The sequence below is a fragment of the Acidiferrobacter sp. SPIII_3 genome (assembly GCF_003184265.1).
Taxonomy (GTDB): domain Bacteria; phylum Pseudomonadota; class Gammaproteobacteria; order Acidiferrobacterales; family Acidiferrobacteraceae; genus Acidiferrobacter.
Window position 1 is genome coordinate 2,669,656 of sequence record NZ_CP027663.1, and the last position, 24,011, is coordinate 2,693,666.

The 24,011-nt window shown below is 65.0% G+C and carries 16 protein-coding genes; 7 read left to right on the forward strand and 9 right to left on the reverse strand.

All coding sequences use genetic code 11. The annotated features are described in order from the left end of the window. Positions 1–8 precede the first annotated feature (8 nt). Entirely contained in the window at positions 9–2,783 is a 2,775-nt protein-coding gene (locus tag C4901_RS13470; RefSeq protein WP_205736018.1) for an alkaline phosphatase family protein, read from the forward strand. A 163-nt stretch (positions 2,784–2,946) separates the two neighbouring features. On the opposite strand, the gene udp is transcribed toward C4901_RS13470, so the two are convergent. The 4 genes from udp to C4901_RS13490 are packed head-to-tail and all read right to left on the reverse strand — an operon-like array spanning position 2,947 to position 6,296. Next, positions 2,947–3,750 carry a uridine phosphorylase gene (gene udp, locus C4901_RS13475; protein ID WP_110137772.1) on the reverse strand — a complete coding sequence of 268 codons (804 nt, stop codon included), beginning with the start codon at positions 3,748–3,750 and terminating at the stop codon, positions 2,947–2,949. Further along, a complete protein-coding gene (deoC, locus tag C4901_RS13480) occupies positions 3,743–4,489 on the reverse strand; it encodes a deoxyribose-phosphate aldolase (protein WP_110137773.1) in 747 nt (248 codons plus the stop codon). The genes udp and deoC overlap by 8 nt, the downstream gene beginning before the upstream one ends. Positions 4,490–4,501: 12 nt before the next feature. Next, on the reverse strand, positions 4,502–4,933 hold the full coding sequence (locus tag C4901_RS13485; RefSeq protein ID WP_110137774.1) for a cytidine deaminase: 432 nt from the start codon (positions 4,931–4,933) through the stop codon (positions 4,502–4,504). Further along, positions 4,926–6,296 carry a cytosine permease gene (locus C4901_RS13490; RefSeq protein WP_145960733.1) on the reverse strand — a complete coding sequence of 457 codons (1,371 nt, stop codon included), beginning with the start codon at positions 6,294–6,296 and terminating at the stop codon, positions 4,926–4,928. The genes C4901_RS13485 and C4901_RS13490 overlap by 8 nt, the downstream gene beginning before the upstream one ends. A 319-nt stretch (positions 6,297–6,615) precedes the next feature. Between C4901_RS13490 and C4901_RS13500 the strand changes: the two genes are divergently transcribed. The 6 genes from C4901_RS13500 (at position 6,616) to C4901_RS13525 (ending at position 15,630) form a co-directional block, all read left to right on the forward strand. Next, the gene (locus C4901_RS13500; RefSeq protein ID WP_110137777.1) at positions 6,616–7,857 is read left to right on the forward strand and encodes a GTP cyclohydrolase II; all 1,242 of its coding nucleotides are present in this window, start codon (positions 6,616–6,618) and stop codon (positions 7,855–7,857) included. Further along, positions 7,854–9,101 (forward strand): DUF1688 family protein, encoded by a 1,248-nt coding sequence (locus C4901_RS13505; RefSeq protein ID WP_110137778.1) that lies wholly within the window; start codon positions 7,854–7,856, stop codon positions 9,099–9,101. Before C4901_RS13500 ends, C4901_RS13505 begins: the two co-directional genes overlap by 4 nt. Before the next feature lie 19 nt (positions 9,102–9,120). Next, on the forward strand, positions 9,121–9,753 hold the full coding sequence (upp, locus tag C4901_RS13510) for a uracil phosphoribosyltransferase (protein WP_110137779.1): 633 nt from the start codon (positions 9,121–9,123) through the stop codon (positions 9,751–9,753). Between the two features lie 16 nt (positions 9,754–9,769). Continuing rightward, positions 9,770–10,483 carry a TetR family transcriptional regulator C-terminal domain-containing protein gene (locus C4901_RS13515; RefSeq protein WP_205736019.1) on the forward strand — a complete coding sequence of 238 codons (714 nt, stop codon included), beginning with the start codon at positions 9,770–9,772 and terminating at the stop codon, positions 10,481–10,483. A 255-nt stretch (positions 10,484–10,738) separates the two neighbouring features. Beyond that, positions 10,739–12,145, forward strand: coding sequence for an MFS transporter (locus C4901_RS13520; protein WP_205736020.1), 1,407 nt, complete (start codon positions 10,739–10,741; stop codon positions 12,143–12,145). 446 nt (positions 12,146–12,591) lie between these two features. Beyond that, positions 12,592–15,630, forward strand: a complete 3,039-nt coding sequence (locus C4901_RS13525) for an EAL domain-containing protein (RefSeq protein WP_110137781.1) — start codon at positions 12,592–12,594, stop codon at positions 15,628–15,630. Here C4901_RS13525 and C4901_RS13530 read toward each other — a convergent pair. The 5 genes from C4901_RS13530 to bcsZ form a co-directional block, all read right to left on the reverse strand. Further along, a complete protein-coding gene (locus C4901_RS13530; RefSeq protein ID WP_110137782.1) occupies positions 15,627–16,214 on the reverse strand; it encodes an MEDS domain-containing protein in 588 nt (195 codons plus the stop codon). The genes C4901_RS13525 and C4901_RS13530 overlap by 4 nt on opposite strands. A gap of 466 nt (positions 16,215–16,680) precedes the next feature. Next, positions 16,681–19,143, reverse strand: coding sequence for an EAL domain-containing protein (locus C4901_RS13535; RefSeq protein WP_168185741.1), 2,463 nt, complete (start codon positions 19,141–19,143; stop codon positions 16,681–16,683). A 20-nt stretch (positions 19,144–19,163) separates the two neighbouring features. Beyond that, positions 19,164–19,613, reverse strand: coding sequence for a response regulator (locus C4901_RS13540; protein ID WP_205736021.1), 450 nt, complete (start codon positions 19,611–19,613; stop codon positions 19,164–19,166). Beyond that, on the reverse strand, positions 19,597–21,753 hold the full coding sequence (locus tag C4901_RS13545; protein WP_168185742.1) for a PAS domain S-box protein: 2,157 nt from the start codon (positions 21,751–21,753) through the stop codon (positions 19,597–19,599). The genes C4901_RS13540 and C4901_RS13545 overlap by 17 nt, the downstream gene beginning before the upstream one ends. 1,029 nt (positions 21,754–22,782) lie before the next feature. Further along, complete coding sequence (gene bcsZ, locus C4901_RS13550) at positions 22,783–23,973, reverse strand: cellulose synthase complex periplasmic endoglucanase BcsZ (protein WP_205736022.1); 1,191 nt, start codon at positions 23,971–23,973, stop codon at positions 22,783–22,785. Between the last annotated feature and the right edge of the window lie 38 nt (positions 23,974–24,011).

The window sequence follows — 24,011 nt, forward strand, 5'->3', positions numbered from 1 at the left end:
GAGGTACCATGCGAAAGCGGTTGACGGCAGCCCTCGGGGCGACATGCGGCCTGGGTCTCGCCCTGGGCAGCGGGTTCATGGCGGCACTGGCGCGGCCGATCCCGAATGATCGCGACGTCGGGCGGCCGGTCACCATAGACCCGGCCAATCGCCCGACCTACACGCACATCCTGCCGACCGGACGCGTAACGAGCCCGGTCGGCCGCATAAACGGCACGCCGAACTTCGCAACCGCCGCAGCCCTCTCCGGTCACGATCTGCTGGTGCTCGCCAATGGTGCGACGCGCGCCCAGACCATCACCTCCTACGACGCCCATTCGCTCGCGCGAATCGGGCAGATGGCGGCCTATAGGGGCCCGCACAAGGGTGCGGTCGCGAACGCGCCCTCGATGCTGACGCTCGGACACCAGAATCTTTTTCAGGGACTCGCGACCGCGTCAGGCGGCCTCGTCTATGCCGCGGGCGGCGCCACCAATGACGTGCTGGTATTGCGCCAGGACCACGGACGCCTTACGCTCGTGCGCCGCTACCCCCTGGCGTGGCAACCCTTTCCCAAGACCCAATACCCCTATCACTATCAAGGCCATCACATCGGCCGACCACGATTGTTTTACCCCGACGCCGTCCTCCCCGGTCCGCGCGGTCGCCACCTCTACGTCACGGGACTCCTTGCCAACAGCCTCGCGCGGATCACTCTGAAGACCGGGCACGTGCGCTATCTCAATATCGGTGCCTATCCCTACGCCTTGGCGTTCGCCGACCACGGCCATAGGCTCGCGGTGAGCCTATGGGGCGCGAACGCCGTCGCGATCGTCAACCCGCGTCCCTTCACGCGTCTCGACCAGATTCAGGTCGGGCCCCGCGCCACGGCCGCGGATACTGCCGCCGGCCTGCACCCGACCGCCATGATCGCAAAGGGCCACGGTCCGGACGTCTTTGTCACGCTCGCCAATGTCGACCGCGTCGCGCAGATCGATACCGTCACCGGAAAGGTCGTGCGCTGGATCGACGACAGCCCCTACCCGGATGCCCCGCCGGGCAGTTATCCCGATGCCCTGGCCATCGCCGGCGAACGGCTGTTCGTGGCCAATGCCGGCAACAACGACGTGGCGGTCTTCGACCTTCGTTCCGGTCAACGCGTGGGCCTGATACCCACCGGATGGTATCCCACGGCACTCACCGCCACCGCTCATGCCCTCTACATAGTCGCCGCCAAGGGACTCGGCTCGGGACCGAACATCCACCATCAGTGGGTGGGCGATATGATGGACGGCCTCGTGCAAAAGGTGTCATTCTCGACCCTGGCGACCAGACTCCCGCAGTGGACACGCCTCGCCCTGCGTCATGACGGGTTCACGCACCGCGAGCGCATGGCGCGGGTCCGCGGCGACCGGACCGCGATCGCCTTCCTCCACCGCCATATCCATTACGTGGTCTTCATCCTGCGGGAGAACAAGACCTTTGACGAGGACTTGGGCAAATACCGGGCGGCCGGGCGCTACGCCGACCCACGTCTCGATCTTTATGGCCCCCGCGAACTGCCGAACCTCTACAGCCTTGCCCATCACTATACGCTGTTCGCGCATTTCATGGCCGACGGCGAGGTGACCGCGCAGGGTCACCAGTGGACCACGGCGGCCTCCGACTCCGACTTCGTGCAGCGGACATGGCCGGAGTACTACTCGCACCGCGGCTTCGTGGCCAACCCCGGATGGACGCAATCCCTGGTCCCAGGTGGCGCCACCGGAACCGGCGGCTTCCCGCTCGGCGTCGATAACCCCTATGCCATCTATGAAAACCTCTCGGCCCTGGGCAAATGGTCCAACCCCTGGATCAGCTATCCCGGTCGCCTCTTCCTTTTCAATGACCTCCTGAACCACCATGTATCCTTTGAGGACTTTGGCGAGTTCGTGTCGCGCGCCCGTGCCGGCGCCATATCGCGTGCCATGAAGGCGCACCTCGCGACAAGCTTCCCGGGCTGGGACCGCATGCTGCTTGATACAAGACGCGCGCAACTCGCCATCGACTGGCTCAAGGCCCATCCGGGACGGGCGTTCCCGCATTTCATCTATATATGGCTGCCCGACGATCACACCGCCGGCCGGAAACCGTGCTACTACAGCCCGGACTACTATGTCGCCAACAATGACCTGGCGACCGCGCGCTTCATCCATTATCTGTCGACGACACCCGAGTGGCGTCACATGGTGGTCTTTCTGACCGAGGACGATGCGCAGTCGGGGGCGGATCACATAAACGCCCATCGAACCTTTGCGCTGGCCATGGGCCCATGGGTCAAGCGTGGCCTGCTCGACACCCACTCGTATTCGCAGGTAAACATCCTAAAAACCACGGAAGCGGCCTTTGACCTCCCGCCACTGTCTCAATGGGACCAGAACGCGGCGGTCTTTTCGGGGATCTGGACCCGTCATCCGGACTTCGCGCCGACCCGCGTCTATCCCGCACGAGTCCCGGTTACATTCAACGCGGGTGTCTGCAGCCACTACACGCTCTTGCGGCGCGAAGCCGGCGCCACGGGGCATATACTTTCACCACGCTGGTACAAGGCGCACATCGACCGGCATGGCGCGCATGCGCCGCGGCCACGTCAGACCTACGCCCCGACCACGCTGCTCAAGGTCCCGGGGCCCGTGCAGATGCGTCAGGAATGGGTCGCCTCGAGGGGTGAGGCCGCGTACGCCGCCGTGCGCCGTTATCTGGCCCGCTATGCGCGCCGGCATGGGGCGCCGCTCGCCGCCTACGAGGCGGGGGCCGCCCGTTAGCGGGCGGGTCCCCACGTCCGATGCGCGGATCGACGCCACAGAGATCCGCGAGGCCGCGCATCGGGCCGCGAGATGACGGGTGTGGTTTGTGCGGGTGGCCTTCTAAAATAGCCGCCATGGCGATCCGCGCCGGCAGTGCGCGGCCGTCGCCCCTGGGTCGACGCTATCCGTGCCCGCCGATCGGCTCGACGGCCCGCGTGGCATGACGGCGCACGGCCTCCCTGGCCACGCGCGCAAGATCGTGTTTGGCCTTGGCATAAGCATCGTGACTGACCGCCTCACCCTGCCAGCGGCAGGCGACTACCGCGCACACCGACGCGGCCTCGAGAGCCAGCGCGCGGCATACGACGAAAAGCGCCGAGTTCTCCATCTCATAACTCAACACATTCAGCCGGCGCCACTCCTCGAGCGTGCCCTGAAATCGTCGGGGAACGTAAGCACTGAAAGAGTCTCGGCGCTCCTGTCCGGGCCAGAAGCTGTCCGACGAGCACGTCATGCCACTATGGTGCGGGACACCAAGCGCACAGGCCGCCTCGCGCAGGGCGCGGATCATGTCGATGGATGCCACAGCCGGGTATTCAACGGGCGCATAGTGGGATGATGTCCCCTCGAGCCGCACCGAAGCCTCGCTGATGACAAGGTCGCCTGGCGCGACGTGCTGCTGGATGGCGCCGGTCGTGCCCACGCGAAGAAAATAACGGACGCCCAGGCGGGCGAGTTCCTCGATGGCGATGGCCGCCGACGGGGCCCCGATACCCGTCGACAGGATCAGGACCGGGGTGGGCACATCTTTCGCATAAGCGAGCGCCGAACGATACTCGCGGCTCTGACCGAGCGGCCGCGAATGGTCAAAGGCCGCCGCCAGGACCGGAACACGATCGGGATCACCGGGCATCAAGACATACCGGGCGCCCTCGATGAGTGAACCCGACAGGCCGACATGATACTGAAGATCCGAATCAGTCATGGGATGACGCCGCGAGGAGCTCATCTAGCAAACTGCTCGCGCCGATGCGCAGTGTGACCGGTTGGAAAAAACCGCTTCCGAGGGTCCGCGCGATGATCTCGTAATAGCACTGCAGTTGATCACGCGTGCGCACGCCGCCTGCGATCTTGAGTCCCATGGGCCGCCCCGCGTCCCGCAACGGCGCCAACACGCGCACGAGATCCCCCACGGCCTCGGGAGTCGCGCCATGACCGGCCTTGCCGGTCGAGGTCTTAAGGAACGCAACGCCCGGACGCGCGCAGGCCCACGCCAATGCCTGGCATTCGGCGGACGAGGGTATGAGCCCCGTTTCAAGGATGGCCTTGACCTGCGCCCGGCCGGCGCAGAGCCCCGCCACGGGATCGAGCAATGCCGGGACCGAGCGCGTATCGCCTTGCAGCCAGCGGCGATAGGGAACGACCACGTCGATCTCGGTGGCACCGTCGCGCAACACCCGGCCGACCTCGGCCAGCACCTGTTCGAGCCCCTGGTCGCCACCGGGAAAGTTGGCCACGGTTGCGATTGCGATGCCGCTATCGGCCAACAAGTCGCGGGCAAGGCCCACGTAACCGGGATGGACGCATACGGCCGCCACGTTGCCACGCGGGGTCTGCGCCCGGCGACACAGGTCCGCGACCGCGCCCTCGTCGCCCGTGGCGGCTTCGAGGCGTGTCAGATCCAGGAGATCGATCCAGGTGGGATAGGGATTCGACGGGACCATGACGAGGGCGGCTCAGGAGGAGCGGGGCGCGAGGTCGTCGGCGCCAAACGCAAGCGGCAGGAGTCGCGCGAACGGGATGGCGACCGGTTCGGCGTCGCAGCCCGCGGCGTAGACCATGGCCTCGGCCCCCATGAATTCCTGCAAGCGCTGGCGACACCCCCCGCATGGCCATGACGGCGCGGGCCGCGCCGTCAATACCAGCGCCGCGCGCAGGCGTTGCGCGCCGACCGCCGAGACCATGACGCCGAGCGCCGCGGCCTCCGCGCACAAACCCAAGGGGTAGGCCGCATTTTCGACATTGCATCCCGCAAAGACCTCGCCCGAGACAGTAAGGACCGCGGCGCCGACCGGGAATCCCGAATACGGTGCATACGCATGCGCAATGACCTCGTGCGCGGCGCGTAAGAGCCTTGCGATATCACCCGACACCTTGAAATCACTCATCACCCACCACGCCCGGAGTATCTCCCGCGATCGACTCCCCCATAAGATACCGGCGTAGCGCCCCATACAACAGCGCCGCCGACACCGCCACCACCATCTGCCAAGGCACAAAACGCGCCACGGACCCCGTGAGGGGTGGTGACCATTCCCCCAACCCCAGGCCCAGGAGCAATACCACGAGCGCCATCCACGCGCGAGCCCCAGGCTCGGTCCCGGGGCGCCCCCCAACCTGGTCGCCCGAGGCCTGCGGCGTGGACGACAAAACATAGTCGAGCACCAAGATGAAGGTAAAGGGAAACAAGAAGGCCCCCAGGATCGACAGGAACGATTGCACGGCATGAAGGATACCCGCGTAGGCGAGGTAGGTCGAAAACGCCCCCAGCACAATGACCGTGAAGGGCTGCTGAACAGCCGATCGCCTTACGCGGGCGGCGTCTACCAGCATCATGATCTTGGTCACCGCCGGATAGAGATTCATGGCGTTGGTATGGGCTATGGCCAGAATCACGCCCACGGCCGCGACCTCACCCCACACCGGCAAGGACTTGGCCAACAGGGCCACATTCCAGAGACCGGCGAGCCGCAAGCTCAAGAGCCCCAGAATGCCCATGACCAGAACCGCCGACATCACGCCAAGGGGCGCCGACAGTCGATACCGCCAGCGGGTCAGAGCCGGTTCGGCGGCATCGCGCGGGACGCAAAAACGCGTGACCGTGGGAAAGTCGTAGGCCCATGCCAGAAGACTGAAACTCAACACGAGATCGATATCACGCCCCCAAGCCACCGGCCCGCGCTGCATGGGCCATGAGAACGGGTAACGGGAGAAAAGATAATAGGCCAGAACACCGTAGCACAGGACGAAGATCGGACCGGTGTACCGGTAGAACTTCTCGAGTAGCGGCATCCCGAACAAGACAAGCGCGGTCTGCGCCGCCCCAAGCACGATGAGCGCACCACCGGCCCACCCCGGGAACAAGGCGCCCACGATCTCGGCGCCGACCGCGGTATTAAGCCCGAACCACGCCGCTCCGACCAGGGCATACAAGGCCGTCAAGGCCGCAGCACCCGCCGAACCGAACGTCCGTTTCGCGGTCACCATGGAAATGACCGGGCGGTCGCGGCCCATCTCGCTCATCATCATCCCGGGCCATAGCCCGCAGAGCGTGGCCACGCTCACCAGTATCGTGAATCGACCCACACTCATCCCCTTCAAAAGCAGGCCTATGATCGGGGTCGTCGCCGATGCCGAGGCCAGCGCCCAGACGACGAACACGGTGCCGGCCTTCATCACGCGCCGCGAACGGGGCACGGGGTCCACCCCCAGCGTCTCGACCGCGACCATGGAACCTAGGTCGTGCGTCATAATAAACCCCTCTATCCGTGGCGCATGCACCGTGACCTGGCACCGCTGGGTGCAAGGACCATGCCTGGATGCGGCATGCCCCGCTCACCGCGGCCATGGGCGCAACGCGTGGCGCACGGCTGCGCGCACCAGAGGAACCGGGCGGCGGCATGGCGCGATGCCGCCTTCTCCTGGTGCAGACCATCAAAAACTGGTGCAACGAACGCCTGGCCCGCGCCATATTTCCCGCGCGCCCGGCCATTCGCGTGAGGCACGAAACTTGCTTTCGGATAGACCTGACCATCCGGTCAAGTGACGGAAATCACCGAGGGTAGACACCGTGACTCGCCATATCGTCCTCACCTCCCACCCAAGGACCGGTACAGACACCGCGCCCTTGGCGGTGCACTGGGGCGCACCCGACGCGCACCGGCGCGGACCGATACTCGCAGGCCCCGTAAATCGCGCAATGCGTAACGTCATAGGGGCGCACTCGGGCTCCTATGCGATCTATCGCGCCCTGGCGGTGGCCTCCGGGGCGTTGGCCCCGGATCACAAACCGGATCTCACCGATACCGATCCCGCTGCGGCCATCGGGGCTCATGCCCACTGGAGTGATCCCAACAAAATCGTATCCCTCGACCCCTGGGGCCACCGGGTCGCCGAGGTCTTTGCCCGTCAAATCGCGGAAGGCCTCGACGTCCGTCCGACGATCGCCATCACGCGCGCCCATATCAACATGGGGGAATTGCGCGAGGCCATGGCGACCGGGCGCCTGAGGTCCGACGGACGCGTATTGCTTGCCAATGGCGACGTCCGTGTAAGCAAGATCGCCGTCGACCCGGTGTGGTATCTGCCGGGGGTCGCGGCACGATTCGGCGTGAATGAAAGGGCGCTTCGCCGCCACATATTTGAACAGACCGGCGGCATGTTCCCGGAACTCGTCACGCGCCCCGACCTGAAGGTGTTCCTGCCCCCCATCGGCGGCACGACCGTCTACATGTTCGGGGACCCCCAAAGACTGGGGCGCTCCGATACCGCGATTGCCTGCCGCGTGCATGATGAATGCAACGGCTCGGATGTCTTCGGTTCCGATATCTGCACCTGCCGTCCTTATCTCGCCCACGGAATAGAGGTATGCATCGACATGGCCCAACAAGGCGGGGTCGGACTCATAGTCTACAACCGCAAGGAGGGGCGGGCCCTGGGCGAGGTCACGAAGTTTCTCGTCTACAACGCCCGGAAACGCCAGCCAGGGGGTGACCGCGCGCAGACCTACTTCGAAAGAACGGAGTGCGTGGCCGGCGTGCAGGACATGCGCCTCCAGGAGCTCATGCCCGACGTCCTGCACTGGTTGGGCGTTACGCGCATCGATCGCTGGGCATCCATGAGCCACATGAAATACCACGCGCTCGTCAGCCAGGGCATCGCCGTGGGGGAGCGCGTTGCGATTCCCGATGACCTCATCCCCGCGGACGCGCGCGTGGAGATGGACGCCAAGAAGGCCGCCGGATATTTTTCCGCTGACCACCCGGATGCCGATGGACTGGCGGTGGCGCACGGCCGCCCCTTCGAGACATGAGTTCGCGTCCCGCGGGTCTCGAGGGACAGGATCGTGCCGCGCCGGACGAAGCGGCGAGGCAATTGCTGTCCGCGGAGGCCGTACGCACCCGCTGCCACGACATCATGGCTGCTGCCGAGCGCGATGAACTGACACATTTCCAGTGGCATCCCGGGAAGGTGGTCGACATCGCATCTTATGTGGCCGCGACCATCCGGCAGCGCTTCCCGAACCTTGCGATACCGCCGCATAGCCGCTGGCGACATTTCGAGGCCCTGGGATACCACCTCGCACCGGCCCACCCCTCGGATGACGCCGAATCGCGCGCCGAAGTCGCGCGACGCGCCATCGATCTGGTCATTCCGAGCGTCCTGCTCGATGCCGGAGCCGGACCACAATGGCATTACCGGGATCCACGTCATGGAACGCTTACGCGCTCGGAGGGGCTTGCGGCCGCAAGTCTTGCGCTCTTTACCGGCGGCGGGCTCTCGGCCGACCCCGGCGACCCCCTGCGAACCGACGCTGAGCGCCTTTCATGCTGCGACGAGCACAGCCTGGCGCGGGTCTTTCAGGCCGGCGCCGACAATCCCCTCGTGGGGCTCCGGGAACGCGCCGCGCTGTTGTGTCGCCTCGGCGGTCTGTTGCAGGGTCATCCCGCCATCTTCGGCACGCCCGCGCGGCTCGGCAACCTCTTCGACCACATTGCCGCGCACGCGTCGCACGGATGCGCGCGCGCCCCCGATATCCTTGCGCTCCTGCTCGTCATCCTGGGCCCCCTTTGGCCGAACCGACTATCGCAAGACGGGATCGCCCTCGGGGATTGCGGACGGCATCCGGCAAGCCGCGACGGCTATGTGCCCTTCCACAAGCTGACGCAGTGGCTGGTCTATTCCCTCATAGAGCCGCTCGAGGCCGGCGGGCTGCGGGTCGTGGACACCGATCACCTGACCGGGCTTGCCGAATACCGCAACGGCGGGCTGCTGCTTGACATGGGCGCGCTTACGGCGCGCGACCGACGACTCCTCGCGCACCCGCAACCGGCGGGCTCGGAAGCGGTCGTCGAATGGCGCGCGCTGACGGTGGCCGCGCTCGATCTCCTGCGCGGGGCGGTACAGCAACGACTCGGCTCGGAACAGGAAGCCCCGCTCTCCATGGCACAGCTCATGGAAGGCGGCACATGGGCCGCGGGCCGCGCGGTTGCCGCCCGTGCGCGCCGCGACGGGAGGCCGCCTCTCAACGTTCTAAGTGATGGCACTGTCTTTTAATCCGTCCGGAGGATTGCCGATGCGTCAGGACATCCAGGTCATTGATCACCCGTTGGTGCAGCACAAACTGAGTGTGGCGCGCAATCGGGATACGACCACCGACAACTTCCGCAGGCTCGTTCGCGAGATCGCCGCGATGTTGGCCTATGAGGCAACTCGCGACCTCCCGGTGGAATATGCCGACATCCATACCCCGATCACCGCTTGCAGCGTTCCTGTGATCAGCGGCAAAAAACTCTGCCTCGTGTCCATCCTCCGGGCTGGTAACGGCATGCTCGATGGCATGATCGATCTGCTTCCCAATGCGCGCGTGGGCCACATAGGGCTCTATCGGGATCCCGAGACCCTGGAGGCCGTCGAATATTACTTCAAGGTCCCCGACGATATCGCAGAACGCATGGTCATAGTCGTCGATCCCATGCTCGCCACCGGAAACACGGCGCTCGCGGCCTTATCGCGGCTGAAGGAGGCCGGCGCGACCAGTCTGAAATACGTCTGCCTGCTGGCAAGCCCGGAGGGCCTCGCGGCCTTGCGCGCCGCGTATCCGGACGTTGCCGTCGTGACCGCCGCCATCGACCGATGCCTGGACGAACATGGCTATATCGTCCCCGGGCTTGGCGATGCCGGTGACCGGATCTTTGGCACCCTGTGAGCCCCTTATCGGCGACATGCGCGAACCTTGGCGACAGACCATCGAACAGCGGATACTCGAGGCGGCCGAGGAGGACTTTGCGCGGGCCGGGTTCGCCGGGGCGCGCACGGCGGCGATCGCGGCGCGCGCCGGCATCCCAAAGGCCAATCTCCACTACTACTTCAAGACCAAGGCGGCGCTCTATCGCGCGGTGCTCGACAGGATCCTGTCGCTTTGGCTCTCCGAGACCGATATCATCCGCGCCGAGGTGGCCCCGTCATTCGCGCTCGAACACTATATACGCGCCAAGATGGTCCTTGCGATGACCCACCCCCAGGCCTCACGCGTATTCGCCCACGAGATCCTACATGGCGCGCCACACATAAAAGATTACCTGCGCACCGAACTGCGCCGTTTGGTAACCGCCAAATCACGAGTTATCGAAGGCTGGGTGGCGGCCGGACTCATGGCCCCGATCGATCCCCCGCACCTGTTTTTCACCATATGGGCCGCCACCCAGACCTATGCGGACTTCGACAGCCAGGTGTGCGCGGTACTCGGGGTGCGACACCTGGATGCCCCTCACCAGACACGCGCCGCCGATCATGTCGTGACCCTGATCCTGCGCGGATGCGGCCTCGAGAATGCCCCCATCAAGGCCCGGCCGTTCGCGGTACGCCGCCCGCGGAAGACGGCCATCGCCGGGGTACGCATCGCCCGGTCCGATAAGCGGCATCGATCGGGACGATAACGACGCGCCGCGACCCGTCTCGACGGCTTCGAGGTGAATGGCGGCCGGGCCCGCAGACCGCCGGCAAACGGTCCGGGCACGACCTGCCGGACGGCAGATGACCCTGAATACCGCACCGCACCTGCGCACAGGCCTTTTATCCGTCCACGGGATCGGGCAAACTTCAGCCCCAGGTCTTTACAGGTTATACTTGCCGCGCCCAAAAGGCCGAGCGGCATCCCAGCGCGGCCACGCTTTTGAAGGAAATTGTTGCCCATGCCAGATCAGCTATCGGCACTCGACGATAAAATGTCGCCGCTGGAGCGGCGTACCGCCTATTCTCTAGCCGCCATCTATGTTGTCCGCATGCTGGGTCTGTTCATGATCCTGCCGGTCTTCACGATGTACGGCGCGGAACTGAAAGGCCACACCCCGCTTTTGATCGGGCTTGCCCTGGGCATCTACGGACTCTCCCAGGCGACCTTCCAGATCCCGCTTGGGACGCTCTCCGATCGTATCGGCCGCAAGCCCGTGATCCTGTTCGCGCTCACACTTTTCGTGATCGGGAGCGTCGTGGCCGCGCTTTCCCACACCATCGTCGGCGTCATCGTGGGCCGTGCCCTCCAGGGCGCGGGCGCCATGTCGTCCACGGTATTGGCGCTCGCCGCGGACCTGACACGCGAACAACATCGCACAAAGATCATGGCGACCATCGGTGTCAGCATCGGTATAGCCTTCACCACGGGTATGGTCCTTGGCCCGGTCCTGAATGCCTGGATCGGCGTCTCGGGGATATTCTGGTCGACTGCGGCGCTGGGCCTGCTGGCCATGGGTGTCGCCATTGGCGTCGTCCCGAACCCGAAATCGCATCGCCACCACCGCGACACCGGCATTGTCGCGGCATCCTTCACCAAAGTCCTCAAGAATCGCGAGCTTTTGCGGCTTGACTTTGGCATCTTCATCATGCAGTTCGTGCTCACGTCGAACTTCGTGGTCCTGCCGGTGCTGCTCGCGCACATAACCCACGTCCCGGTGAACCGCAGTTGGGAGCTCTACCTCCCGATCATGGTGTTCGCGTTTTTGCTCATGATCCCCTTCATTATCATTGCCGAGCAACGGCGCAAGATGCGGCAGATCCTACTCGGGGCGATCACCGTATTGGGTCTTGCGAACCTGACATATGTCTATGCCGACCGCTCGTTGCCGGCCATGGCTGCGGGCCTCCTCGTGTTCTTTACGGCATTTAGCGTCCTCGAGGCGACCCTCCCCTCGCTGGTCGCCAAAGTGGCGCCGGCCGACCAAAAAGGTACGGCCATGGGCGCCTATTCGACCTCCCAGTTCCTCGGCGTATTCACGGGCGGCACCGTGGGCGGCATGGTCTACGGGACCTGGGGCATCCATGGCGCCATCGTGACGAGCGCCAGCGCCGTGCTTCTATGGCTGCTGGTCGCGCTCGGGATGGCCGAACCCCGATACCTGTCGAGCTACGTCCTGCCGATCAAGGCCTCGGACGCGCAAGAGGCCAACGCCCTCCAGGCGGCGCTCACCGCCATCCGCGGCGTGGCCGATGCCGCGGTGGCCGCCGACGAGGGTGTCGCCTATCTCAAAATCGACCGCGCCGTGATCGACGAGAGCGCGCTGCGTGCCTTTGCGCGCCCCACGAGCGAGCCGTTGACGGGGTAGTCTGTACGCCGACACCCGCCCGCGCGTCCATCCGCGCGGGCGGATCGTGGCGTTTCGTCATGCGCCGGATCCTGGCCGCCTGCAGCGCCCTCAGCGCCGCTGGCGCGCCCACCCAAACCAACGCGCCCTCTCGGGCCCAAACCGCAGGCCCTGATCCTCGATGCCGGCATCATGCCCGGCCTTTGCCTTGCCTTGACAAGCCGATGGGGTCTGCCAGACTGATGTGACATCAGGGCCCTGCGCGCCATTTGTAGACGGAATTTGTGGAACGATGGTGAAGGCCATCCCGATAGGACCGATCCGGGGTAGGGCTCGAGGCTTATGAAGAACAGCGGCCTTGCCATGAGGCGGCCCTCGGCGCAAAGCCCGTCTTTGCAGCGGCTCATGCCCCTTGGGCGCGGTGTTGCCATCGCGTGTCGTGTGTCCCGCGCAGTACGTCGATTTTCATGAAAAGGGGCAAGGAACTAGGCCGCCTGCTCGGGCGTCTGGCGCGGCGCATGAGGGGCTGTGGCGCGTCATCCATCGACGATAGTCCGGTGGCAGTGGCGCTTGCAGACGTCGACATCGCACTCCTCGGGCTCACCGAGACGCTTCGGGTGGCCACCGCCAATGCCAGCGCGGAAAGACTTCTGGGCGAAGACACCAACGAACTCCTCGGGACCGCGATCACCACCATCCTCCCGGGCTATGATCGGGGGATATTACAGTCGCCGGCCCCCTATCCGGCGCTGAAGATCGCCACCCGCCTGCGCCCGGCACTGGCCGTCGAGGTGCGTACGAGCCCTTGGAGCGGGCCTGGGGATCTCCGTTATCTTGTCGCGCTGCGCGACGCAAGCTCGGAACAGGAGGTGGCGGCCAAGGCCGCCCGTCTGGCCTGTCTCTATCAAGCCTTGAGCGCCCTGAACGCCGCCATTCGTCACACCCAGGACGAGGCCGCCTTGCTGGCCCTGACCTGCCAGTTGGCGGTGGACTTAGGGGGCGTGGCCATGGCGTGGATAGGGACCGTCAGCGATGCGAGCGGCATGATCCGGCCGGTCGCCCGCCACGGATCGCAGATCACCTACCTCGACCACATTCGCGTCTCATCGCACCCCGACGTGGCCGAAGGGCGCGGTCCGGTGGGTATCGCCTATCGCGAAGGCCGCGTCGTCACAGTCGGCGACTATCGCCAGGGTGGGTTGGCGGGCTTCTGGCGGGAGCGCGCCCTTGCTCGCGGCTTTCGATCCGTCGGCGCGTTTCCGATCACCCGTCATGGGGCCCCCTTCGCGGTTCTGACCGTCTACCACGCCCAGGAAAATGCCTTCGACAAGGATATGGTGGATGTGCTGCACGACATGGCGTCCGCGGTATCGTTTGCACTCGAGACCCGGGATCGCGAACAACAGCGCCGAACCGCGCAAGAAGCGCTTATCGAGAAAGAGCGGCACTTCCGCGCCTACTTCGAGCAGGCGGTCATCGGCATGGCGGCCACCAGTCCCGAGAAGGGCTGGGTCGAGGTCAACGATGCCATGTGCGCCATGCTCGGCTATGCGCGCGATGAGCTGCTGACGAAGACCTGGCTCGATCTCACCCATCCGGAGGATCGCAGCGACAATCTCGGGTTGCTAAATGAGATGCGTTCCGGTGGGCTGGACTCCGCGATCCTCGACAAGCGCTACATCCACAAGGCCGGCCATGTCGTTCATGCCCACATCGCCTTGCAGGCGGTGCGGCACGCCGACCACACCCTCCATTACGTCGTCCTGCTCGTGGAGGACGTGAGCGCAAGAAAGCATCACGAGGACATGCTCGGGCGGCTCGCGAAGATCCTCGATGAGTCTTCCGATGAGATCTACATGCTCGATGCCCGTACGCATCGCTTCCTGTTTGCAAATACCGGGGCGCAACGCAATCTCGGATATTCGATAGAGGATCTGCGCGCACTCAGCCCCACCGATATCGAACCCCGCCTTTCGCGGGAGGACTTCATGAAACTCGTCTCCTCGCTGCAGGGCGCCGGCAACGATGGCGCAAGACGCGAGGGCGAACACCGGCGCAAGGATGGCACGGTGTATCCGATAGAGGCGCGCCTGCACCTGTCCCTGAACGACGACTCGCCAGTCATCGTCGCCATCGTCCAGGACACGACCGAGCGGCGCCGTCTGGAGGCGCGACTGCGCCATCAGGCCACCCATGACGCGCTCACAGGACTTGCCAATCGCGCCTTTTTCCACGAGGTCCTGGAAAAGGCCATGGCCCGCGCGCGGCGCCATCACACGCTCATGGCGGTTCTGTTCGTCGATCTCGATGCATTCAAGGATATCAACGACTCCCTTGGTCATGAATACGGTGACCAGCTCTTGCAGGAGATCGCAAGGCGCTTGACCTCGGGGTTGCGCCGTGAAGACTGGGTGGCGCGTCCGGACGATCTCGTTGCCCGCCAGGGGGGCGATGAATTTACCATCCTCCTTCAGGATCTGGCCTCGGTCGACGACATCACGCGCATCACCGACAGGCTGCTTGGCGAAATCGCACGGCCCCTGCCGCTCAAGGAGACGTCCGTGCATGTGACCGCGAGCATCGGCATCACCGTCTTTCCATTCGATGATGCAGACAGCGAAGGGTTGTTGCGAAACGCCGATGTCGCCATGTACAAGGCCAAGGAGGCCGGCGGGAACATCTATGCGTTCTATGCGGCCGCCATGAGCGCCGAGATCAAGGAACGACGCGCGATCGAGGACGGTCTGCGCCACGCCCTGGAAAACAACCAACTGCTCCTCTATTACCAGCCGCAAATCGATCTCCGTACCGGTGAAGTCGCGGGCGTGGAGGCCCTGATTCGCTGGCAACACCCCGAACGCGGGCTGATTGCCCCCGGGGCGTTCATAACGATCGCCGAGGAAAGCGGACTTATCGTCGCCTTGGGCGAATGGGTCTTGAAGAATGCCTGCCTGCAGAATCAGCGCTGGAAGGCCCGCGGACTCGTGGGCCTGCGGATAGCGGTCAACCTGTCCGCCCGCCAATTCAAGGAGCACGATCTCCTGGCCACAGTGACCCGGATACTCACGGAGACGGGGCTCGATCCGGCCACGGATCTGCTCGAGCTCGAGGTGACTGAAAGCACGCTCATGGACGACATGGGCAAGGCGGCCGCGACCCTGGCGGCGCTTCGCGACATGGGTCTTAAAATCGCCCTGGATGATTTTGGTACCGGCTATTCAAGCCTCAACTATCTCAAGCGCTTTCGCATCAACACCCTGAAGATCGACCAATCCTTCGTCCGTGACATCGCCCGCAATACCGAAGGCGCGGCCATTGCATCGGTCATCATAACGCTCGGCCACAGCCTCGGCCTCACCGTAGTCGCCGAAGGCGTCGAGAGCCGCGAACAACTGGAGATCCTGCGGACTGCCGGGTGCGACGAGATCCAGGGCTACTACTACAGCAAACCGCTTCCGGCCGCCGCATTCGAGGAGTGGCTCGCGGCCTACAGGCGTGAACCCTAGGGGTAGCGCGTGGAGGTCCTGGCGCCGGAGTTTGCGGATACGACATGCGTATGCAGCCCGTGCAGATCCCGGAGATAACCCCGGTCTTCCGGGTTCGTGAAATATTCGCTGCTGTAGCCGCAAAAGAGCGTGAATTCATGCACCGCCCCGAGATCATTCCATAGACTCTCGAGTTCAAGAGCGGCATGATGGTTGTGAAGGCCCCACAACACATCCACCATCTCCCCGTAGACGTGGACCCGGCGATAACGCGCCTCCATATCGCGCAGCACGCCGCCCGCCAGATCCAGAAACCGGATCGCGTCCGGGGTGTTTTGAATCATGAACGAATCGAGCATCGAGACGGCGTCGGCCACGCGCCATTGCCCGCAGGCCCGCGCGGCCTCGACATCGAGTCCCATCCGCTTAAGGCGTGATTCCAGAACACGACCATGTTCGGCCGTGACGACCAGAAAGACGCCCTCGTTGCGCGTCAAGGGGGGATAACAAAAGGCGGTCAGTGCGTCGTAACGGGCCTGCTCGTCTTCAAAAAACTCGACGATATGCCCCCGCGCATCCTCCGCCACGGGCCGGCAATCCATCATGGCGTCTCGCAATCCCTTGCAAACCGCCGGATACTATCGAACCGGGACCGGCAAATCAAGGTGCGGATCGCGCCCACGGCGCCGGACGCGGACCGGACGGCATCGGCGTCTCCCGATGCGCACCGTCGCGAAAGGCCATGTTGGGTCCTGTCTATGGGCCGCGCGTACCATACCGGGCCGGACGACAGGACCAGCCTTGCCGGTTATGTCGCGACGGGCACACCATGCGGTACGCGCGTCATCCAGGATGACCCCGGGAATACCCGGACGCGCTCCCGCGGGGTCTCTGGCCTCTCGTGGCAGCAAAGGGCGCGCGCGACGAGTTGGCATCCCTGCGACCTGTCATCACGGCCGTTGCCGCGCCATAGGGATTCATCGGAGGCGGCGGCGCAGCCGGGTCGCGGCCATGACCGATGCCGGCGCGCAGCCCGGGGTCCGTCGCGCGCGACATCCCGCCGCCTCGCCTTCAGCGCCAGCGCTCGCCTTTCAAATCGGCGAACGGCCGGGGGTTGCGCAACAGCCGGCCGCACTCCTCTGCGGGTATGGGGCGGGAAAAGTAATAGCCCTGCACGGCATCACAATCCAGGGCGACGAGACGGCGCACCTGGGGTGCGGTCTCGGCGCCCTCGGCCACGACATGCAAAGCGAATGTATGCGCGATCTGGATGATGGTGGCCGTAACCGCCTCGTCACGGACATCAGCCCCCAGGCGCTGCACGAACGACCGGTCGATCTTTAGGACATCGAGCGGGAAGTCCCGCAGGTAGCCGAGCGCGCAGTAACCCGTCCCGAAGTCATCGACACTCGCGCGCACGCCTCGCCGCCGCAACTCCCGCAGGAGATCCGTGGTGTGATCGAGGTCGCGCATGATGACGCCTTCTGTAATCTCGATCTCCAAGAATCGTGGCTCGAGCCCGGCCGCCATCAGCGCGCGGTCCGCAATACCGAGCAGATCGCCGTGATTGAACAATCGCCCCGAGATATTAACCGCCATGGTGACACCGGGCATGCCCGCGCGCTGCCAGCTTGCGGCCTGGGCACAAGCGGTGGTCAGCACCCATTCGGTGATGGGCACGATAAGTCCGGTCTCCTCGGCGATGGGAATGAAGCGGCCGGGCGGTACCAGCCCAAAACGCGGATCCTGCCAGCGGATAAGGGCCTCGACGCCCAGAACGCGCCCGGTCTTCAGACACACCTGAGGCTGGTAGTGCAGCACGAACTCCCGCTGGGCGAGCGCGCGATGCAAGGCATGCTCGGTCGCCAGGCGCTGCGCGGCATCCGACGACATATGCGCGCGATAACGCGCCGCCATGTCCCCGCCCCCTTCACGGGCGCGGGCCGCCGCGCTGTCGGCGTGTTGCAAGAGCGTGTTGGGGTCCGTGGCATCCTCCGGGTATAGCCCGATGCCCACGCTCGCCGTCAGGAAAAACTCCTTTCCGTGGGCGACCACCGGCTCACCGATGGCGGCGCGCAGAACCGAGGCGAGATCGTCGGCCCCGGTTGTGGGCTCTACCTCCTGCACGACCACGAACTCGCTGCCGCCGGTACGCGCCAGCACGCCGCCGTCCACCAATGCGCCGGTCAGCCGGCGGGCGATGATCTGCACGATGTCATCGCCGGCCCCATGGCCCAGCGTCTCGTTGATAAGATTGAACCGGTCGATCGCAATCACCACGACAGCCAGGCACGCGCCCTCCCCGCGCGAAGCCGCGAACCGCTCCTTCAGTTGCTCCTCCAGGAATCGGCGATTGGGCAGATCCGTCAGAGGGTCATGATAGGCCAGATGCATGAGGCGCTGTTCGTGCTGCACGCGCTGGGTGATGTCGCGAAAGCACCACACCCGGCCTATGATTTCGTCGCCACGCCTCTGTGGCTGGGAGTAGCATTCCACCGCATGGCCATCCCGTAAGATCGCCGCCTGGGAGCGGGTTTCCGCGGGATGTTCATAAAGAAACTGCACGAACCCGAAAAATTCCTCGGGGTCGCGAAGAAGCTTGGCCATAATGGCCCTACGTTCCACCCACGAGCACGTCGGAAATGCGCTCGACCCCCACATATCACAATACTGCTGGTTGAAGTCGACGATGTTCCTCTGGAGATCCGTGACTGCTATGCCATCAGCGGTGGCCTCCAGGGTCGCGCGCAGCACCGACAGGGAGCGCTCCAGGTCCTCGCGCATGCGCACGAGTTCGCTCACGTCGCGGCCCGTGGATATGAACCCGGCGATGGCGCCTGCCTCATCCTTGAACGGCGTCAGGGTCTTGGCCTCGAAATAGCGTTCACCGCTCTTGCGCCGGTTGGTGAATACCGCCCGGAACTCATGACCCGACAGCAGCGTAGACCAGAGCTTTTGATAAAAAGCCCGATCATGGGCCCCTGAGCGGAATATCGCGGGCGTGGCCCCCAAAAGTTCCGAGGCACTGTACCCGGTCTGCTCGCTTACCGCCGGATTCACATACTCTATGCGTCCGTTGCGGTCCGTCACAAGCACCGCATCCGCGGTCTGTTCGACGACACTCGAGAGCCTGCGCCGGTCGTTCTCGATGACGCGCCGCTGGCGCCGGCCCTCGGCCTCGCGAAGCTCACGCTCTATGGCCGGCACGAGCCGCGAAAGATCCTCCTTCAGGATGAAATCGTGGGCCCCGGCGCGCATGATCGCCGCCGCCCGGTTCTCGCCTATCGTGCCGGTGACGAGTATCACCGGGATATCGAGCCGGCGCTCCGCAAGGACCGCCAGGGCATCGTGCGGGCTCAAGCCGGGCATGGAATAATCGGACAGTACGATGTCGTAGGAATTGGCGTCGAGGGCCTGGATCAGCGCGGCACGGGTCTCGACGCGATCCATGATGAACGCAAATCCCGCCTTCGCGAGCGCACGCCGCACCAGCGCCTCGTCATCCTCGGCGTCCTCCAGCAACAGAATGCGCACCGGCGTGCCCATGGCGGGTGTTACACAGCCGGCGGCGGGGGGGTATTCAGGACCAGCCAATAGAGGCCCAGCTGGCGCACCGCTTCCATGAACTGCGCGAAATCGACCGGCTTGCGAATGTAGCTGTTCGCCCCCAGACCATAACCTTCCACCAGATCCTGCTGCTCGCCCGACGATGTCAGGATAACGACCGGCAAGAGTCTGGTCCGCGGATCGGCACGCAACCGTCGCAACACCGTCAATCCGTCGATCTTCGGAAGCTTCAGATCGAGCAGGATCAATATCGGCAGCCCGCTGGCGCCCGCCGCATGGATGTCCTCATCAAACAGATACTCGAGGGCCTCGGCGCCATCGTGAGCGACAACCACCGGATTCGTGATTTTGTTCTTCGCAAACGCCCGACGCGTCAGAGCCTCATCGTCCGGATTGTCTTCTATAAGAAGAATGCAGCGTTCAGGGGTGACTGACATGAAGATCCTCCTCATCCGGCATGCTAAAGGAAAAACACGCGCCCTCGCCAACCGCACCCTCGGCATGCACGTCTCCGCCGTGGCGGCGCACGATCCGCTGGACGATGGCAAGGCCTATGCCCGTGCCATCGAAGTCACAACTGGCATGCAGCCTTTGAAACACGCCGAACAATCGGTCCGCATAGGCCATGTCGAAGCCCGCACCGTTGTCGCGCACGAACAGTCTCCGCCCTCCGTCGGCCGGCATCCAGCCCACCTCGATGCGGGCATCGGCCTTCTTCGAGGTGAATTTCCAGGAATTGGCCAGCAGATTGGCCATGACCTGCCGCATCAACACGGGATCGGCCGCCACCTCCAGGCCCTCCTCGATGCGCCACTCCACGCGGCGTTCGGGCTCCCCGATTCGCAGACCCTCGGCGATGTCGCGGGCCACGGCCGTGACATCGACGGGCTTGCGGACCAGTTGCGCGCGCGCCACCCGCGAGAGCTGCAGGAGGTCGTCGATAAGCTGCGCCATCTTCTGGCTTGCGGCGCGCACGCGCGTCAAATAGTCGCGACCCACAGCATCCACCTTGCCGGCGTAATCCTCAAGCAGGGCCTGACTGAACCCGTCTATGCTGCGCAACGGGGCGCGCAGGTCGTGGGATACCGAGTAACTGAAGGCCTCCAGTTCCTTGTTGGCCATATCGAGATCCATGACCCTCTTTTGGAGGTCCTGGTTCAGGATGGCGAGCGCGCGCGAGGCCTCGCGGCGCTCGGTGACGTCCTCCATGATTCCGTCGAAGTAGACCTGCCCGGCCTCGTCCTTGCGCGCGGCACTGATCACCGCCCAGAATACGCCGCCGTCCAGGGTGCGTAGCGGGACCTCCTGATCCGAAGACCGCGTCTGCGGATCCCACTCTCGGGAAAAGATCAGCCGGTCCTCGTTATCGGCAAACAGGGTGTCGATGGGGCATGCCAACAGGGCGGCACGCGTCCGGGCCCGGAAGAGGGCCAGGGTCGCGGGGTTGACCTCAAGGAAGCGCGATGGCGCGCCCGCCACGACCCGAAAGACGCCGACATTGAGGTTGGTCACGAGGTCTTGATAACGGCCGCGCACGGCATCAAGGGCCTCCTGAGCGGCCTTGCGCGCCGTCAGGTCGCGCACGATACCCACGAATCGCCGCCGCCTTCCATCGATGGCGCCGATGGAAATCTCCACCGGAATCGGCGCACCATCCTGATTCACCGCCGTGACCTCGCGCAGCCGCCCGATCACATGGCGTTCGCCGGTCGCCAGATATCTCTCCAAATAGCCGCCGTGACGGCTGCGATCGGGTTCCGCCATGAGGATGCCGACGGAACGGCCGCGGGCGCTCTCCGCAGGCCAGCCGAACAGCACCTCGGCCGCCGGGTTGAAGGCCTCTATGATCCCGCGCTCGTCTATGATGATGATGCCATCGGGGGCCGACTCGAACAGCGTGCGATTATAGGCGATGGCGTCCGTGAGCTTGGCGATCTCGGCACGGGTGAGGCGCGAGAGCGGCACGAAAATGAAGAGTGTCAACCCCGCGAGCGCCCCCAGCACCAGAAAGAACTGGTCGCGCGCGAGCCCGGAAAGATCGCTGTTGTCATGATCGGCCAGCCGTTGGTAGGCGAAAACCCGCCGGTTCACCGCCAGCGCCAGCGGCCCGTCGGCGGCATGGATGATCGCGCGTATGACCGATGCATCGACAGGACCGGCCACGGGCGCCGCCGCCACGCGTAGCCATCCCACGAAACGCGCGATCTGCGCGCTCACCGGCCCCTGCCGCCGGAGATCTCCGGCCGGTAGCGGCGGCAACGTTCGCCAGGCATGCCAGATACGCCGTGCCTGACTGTCCAGGGCCGCGCGCAGGACGGGCCGGCCGGCCGCCGGCGCCACCGCCAGATGCATAGCGAGCAAGGCCGCGTGCTGGATGCGCATGCGCTCAAGCCCGGCCTCGTTGATCGAGCGGGCATCCGAACGGATCGCGGCGATGTGATCGGCAAGCGTGACATGAACCGCCCACGCCAGCAGTGCGAGCACGACCAACGCCGTGACGTGCGCGCGGTTCATGCGCCGCAGCGCGCGCCCCGACCCCAATCGCGTATCCTTCACGCGCCGCCTGTTCTGTCTCATGTCGCAAAACCCGAGAGCCAGAGCCCTAATATGAAGCATAGACGCCGCTATGGCCCGGTGAAAGGGTAGTAGTTGTTGACTGGAAACCCCTGTTCCGGAGGCGGTCAGCCCCCGGATGACCGCGCATGCCGCGATCAAACGGAGATTCCGCGGCGGGGCAGGTTGCCGGAGAGCGATCGCGGGCATGCACTACCGAACACAGGACCTGGCGGCAGCGGCGGGCTGCGTCTGCCGATCGGCGACCTCTCGGCCACCAACCTCATCCCGACATTCCCGGTGATACAAGGCCATGGCGATCCGAAGGCGGTCGGGATATATGAGATTGCCCGTGTTGACAGGGGCCTGCGCCACGGGCTGTATAGGGCCGCCCGGGGACCGGCACCGGTGAAACGGCTCTTGCGTTTTTGCGTAAGCGGCGCAGCGTCCGAGGTTACAATCGCGGATCGGGCGGCCTGTGGGCCGGGCACGGCCATGACTCCCTCGACGGCCGAGCACGCGGGTGATCGGTCTCGCCAAAACCGACTTGCGTGGACGATCGGCGGTGCCTGGGAGCCGCCCTCAAGGACTTGCGAACCAAGCCCGATCGAAAACGCTGGATACACGGAAACCGGACCGGAAGCGGCCGTGCGGGGCGCGCGCATCCACTCCACCGGGATGGCGGGATAAACTCACGGTGGTTGAGATGAGGCCTGAAGGGTGGCGGGCACGACCCGCGGGTCGTTCCGAGCAATATCTTTTATGCACTATGGAAATATAAGGATTTTATCGGAACCCTTCCAATCATGACCCCTGGGATGGGAAATGGAAAGCCTCGGCCTCTCGCGGCGGGCGTCACGGGCAGATGATGGGGCCTTCGCCCGCGATGCGCGGCTTCATCCCGGCAACCCACCCGGCATACGTCATTGGGGATGGGGTCACCCAAAAACGCGATCCGCGAGAACGCGGGCGGCCGGTGCCTCGCCCTGCCCCACCCGTTCCCGCGCCGTCCGTTGGCAAACCGGTGCCTGTCTTGCGCCGAGGCAAGGACCGCTACGCGCGCGACAGGGGGGCGCCGTCCTTCGACCACACGGGAACGAGCGCGCCCTGGGCGGAAAAACGTATCGTCCCATACACCCACCCGAGCGCAAAGAGCGCCAGGTTTTCATCATAGTAATGTGCGGGCTTACCATAGAGACCCGTGGCCTTATCGTAATCGGCGCGCAACCGCAGCCGTTGATTGCGGCTCGCCCGCCCATGGTCGGCACGAATGAGATAGGGTATGAGGGCCGCCGAAAACCCCACGGGGCCTGTCGCGGCGGGCGCGCCCGTCGCCACGTCGACCCTCTCGGGCGGCAACAGGTGGTCGTGGAGATAACGGCCCATCCCGGAGACATACTCAAGGATGCGTCGCGCACCCGGGGTATCCGGATTACCGATCCCGGCCCATAGATACACGCGAATGGCGTTGTAGCTCCCCACGGAGCCTTGCGGCGCCGCATGATAACCTCGGCCGGGCGTATAGGCGACCCAGTCCGGTGCAAAGCCATGAGGGCTCGTCGCCCGCAGAAATACCGGGAGCGTGCGCGCGATGGCCGCCCACGGACCCCGCGGAATCGCATGCGCCATGCCGGCCACGACCGGCAAAGGCAGGTAGCTCGGATTAAAGACGTAGGTGTCGTGGGTCACCCGGAATCCGTGTTTACCCGGCAGCAACATCGGCCCTAACCCCGGCACCGTGGTCACCTCCTCGCGGGCGATACGTCGGGCCAGCAGTATCCCGGTCGCGGTGTAGTCGGCGCGCCCCCACAATCGGCCGGCCTGAATGAGGGTATAGGCGAGCCACAGATCGGCGTCGGCCGCCGAATTGTGGTCGAGAATGCCCCAGCTGCCGTTGGGCCGCCTGCCCCACCGCCAGGCCGGCAGATGCCGGGCCAGACTGCCCTGCGCGAGATTGGCCTCGGTCCAGTGCAGGATCTTCTGAAAAAGCCCGCGGTCATCGGCGACCAGCGCGAAAAACAACGCATAAGACTGGGCCTCCGAGGTGGTGACACCGCCTTCACTCCAATCGATGACCCGGCCCTGGGGGTCGACGAACCGTTGCTGATAACTCCCCCACAATCGATACCAACGGGCCGGATCCGGCCGCGGGCCGTCCGGGGCTGCCGCGAGCGAGCAGCCGCCCAGGGCCACCAGCAAGGCCACCAGGCCGCGCGCCCACCGCCGCCGTGCCGGTCCGGCCAACCGATATCGCCATCGCTCGCGCCACGATACCCTCCGCG

What these genes read in the sequence shown, in the direction of transcription:
- C4901_RS13470 (WP_205736018.1), top strand. Translation starts at nt 9, where the DNA reads ATGCGAAAGCGGTTGACGGCAGCCCTCGGGGCGACATGCGGCCTGGGT.
- udp (WP_110137772.1), bottom strand. Translation starts at nt 3,750, where the DNA reads ATGACTGATTCGGATCTTCAGTATCATGTCGGCCTGTCGGGTTCACTC.
- deoC (WP_110137773.1), bottom strand. Translation starts at nt 4,489, where the DNA reads ATGGTCCCGTCGAATCCCTATCCCACCTGGATCGATCTCCTGGATCTG.
- C4901_RS13485 (WP_110137774.1), bottom strand. Translation starts at nt 4,933, where the DNA reads ATGAGTGATTTCAAGGTGTCGGGTGATATCGCAAGGCTCTTACGCGCC.
- C4901_RS13490 (WP_145960733.1), bottom strand. Translation starts at nt 6,296, where the DNA reads ATGACGCACGACCTAGGTTCCATGGTCGCGGTCGAGACGCTGGGGGTG.
- C4901_RS13505 (WP_110137778.1), top strand. Translation starts at nt 7,854, where the DNA reads ATGAGTTCGCGTCCCGCGGGTCTCGAGGGACAGGATCGTGCCGCGCCG.
- upp (WP_110137779.1), top strand. Translation starts at nt 9,121, where the DNA reads ATGCGTCAGGACATCCAGGTCATTGATCACCCGTTGGTGCAGCACAAA.
- C4901_RS13515 (WP_205736019.1), top strand. Translation starts at nt 9,770, where the DNA reads ATGCGCGAACCTTGGCGACAGACCATCGAACAGCGGATACTCGAGGCG.
- C4901_RS13520 (WP_205736020.1), top strand. Translation starts at nt 10,739, where the DNA reads ATGCCAGATCAGCTATCGGCACTCGACGATAAAATGTCGCCGCTGGAG.
- C4901_RS13525 (WP_110137781.1), top strand. Translation starts at nt 12,592, where the DNA reads ATGAAAAGGGGCAAGGAACTAGGCCGCCTGCTCGGGCGTCTGGCGCGG.
- C4901_RS13530 (WP_110137782.1), bottom strand. Translation starts at nt 16,214, where the DNA reads ATGATGGATTGCCGGCCCGTGGCGGAGGATGCGCGGGGGCATATCGTC.
- C4901_RS13540 (WP_205736021.1), bottom strand. Translation starts at nt 19,613, where the DNA reads ATGTCAGTCACCCCTGAACGCTGCATTCTTCTTATAGAAGACAATCCG.
- C4901_RS13545 (WP_168185742.1), bottom strand. Translation starts at nt 21,753, where the DNA reads ATGAGACAGAACAGGCGGCGCGTGAAGGATACGCGATTGGGGTCGGGG.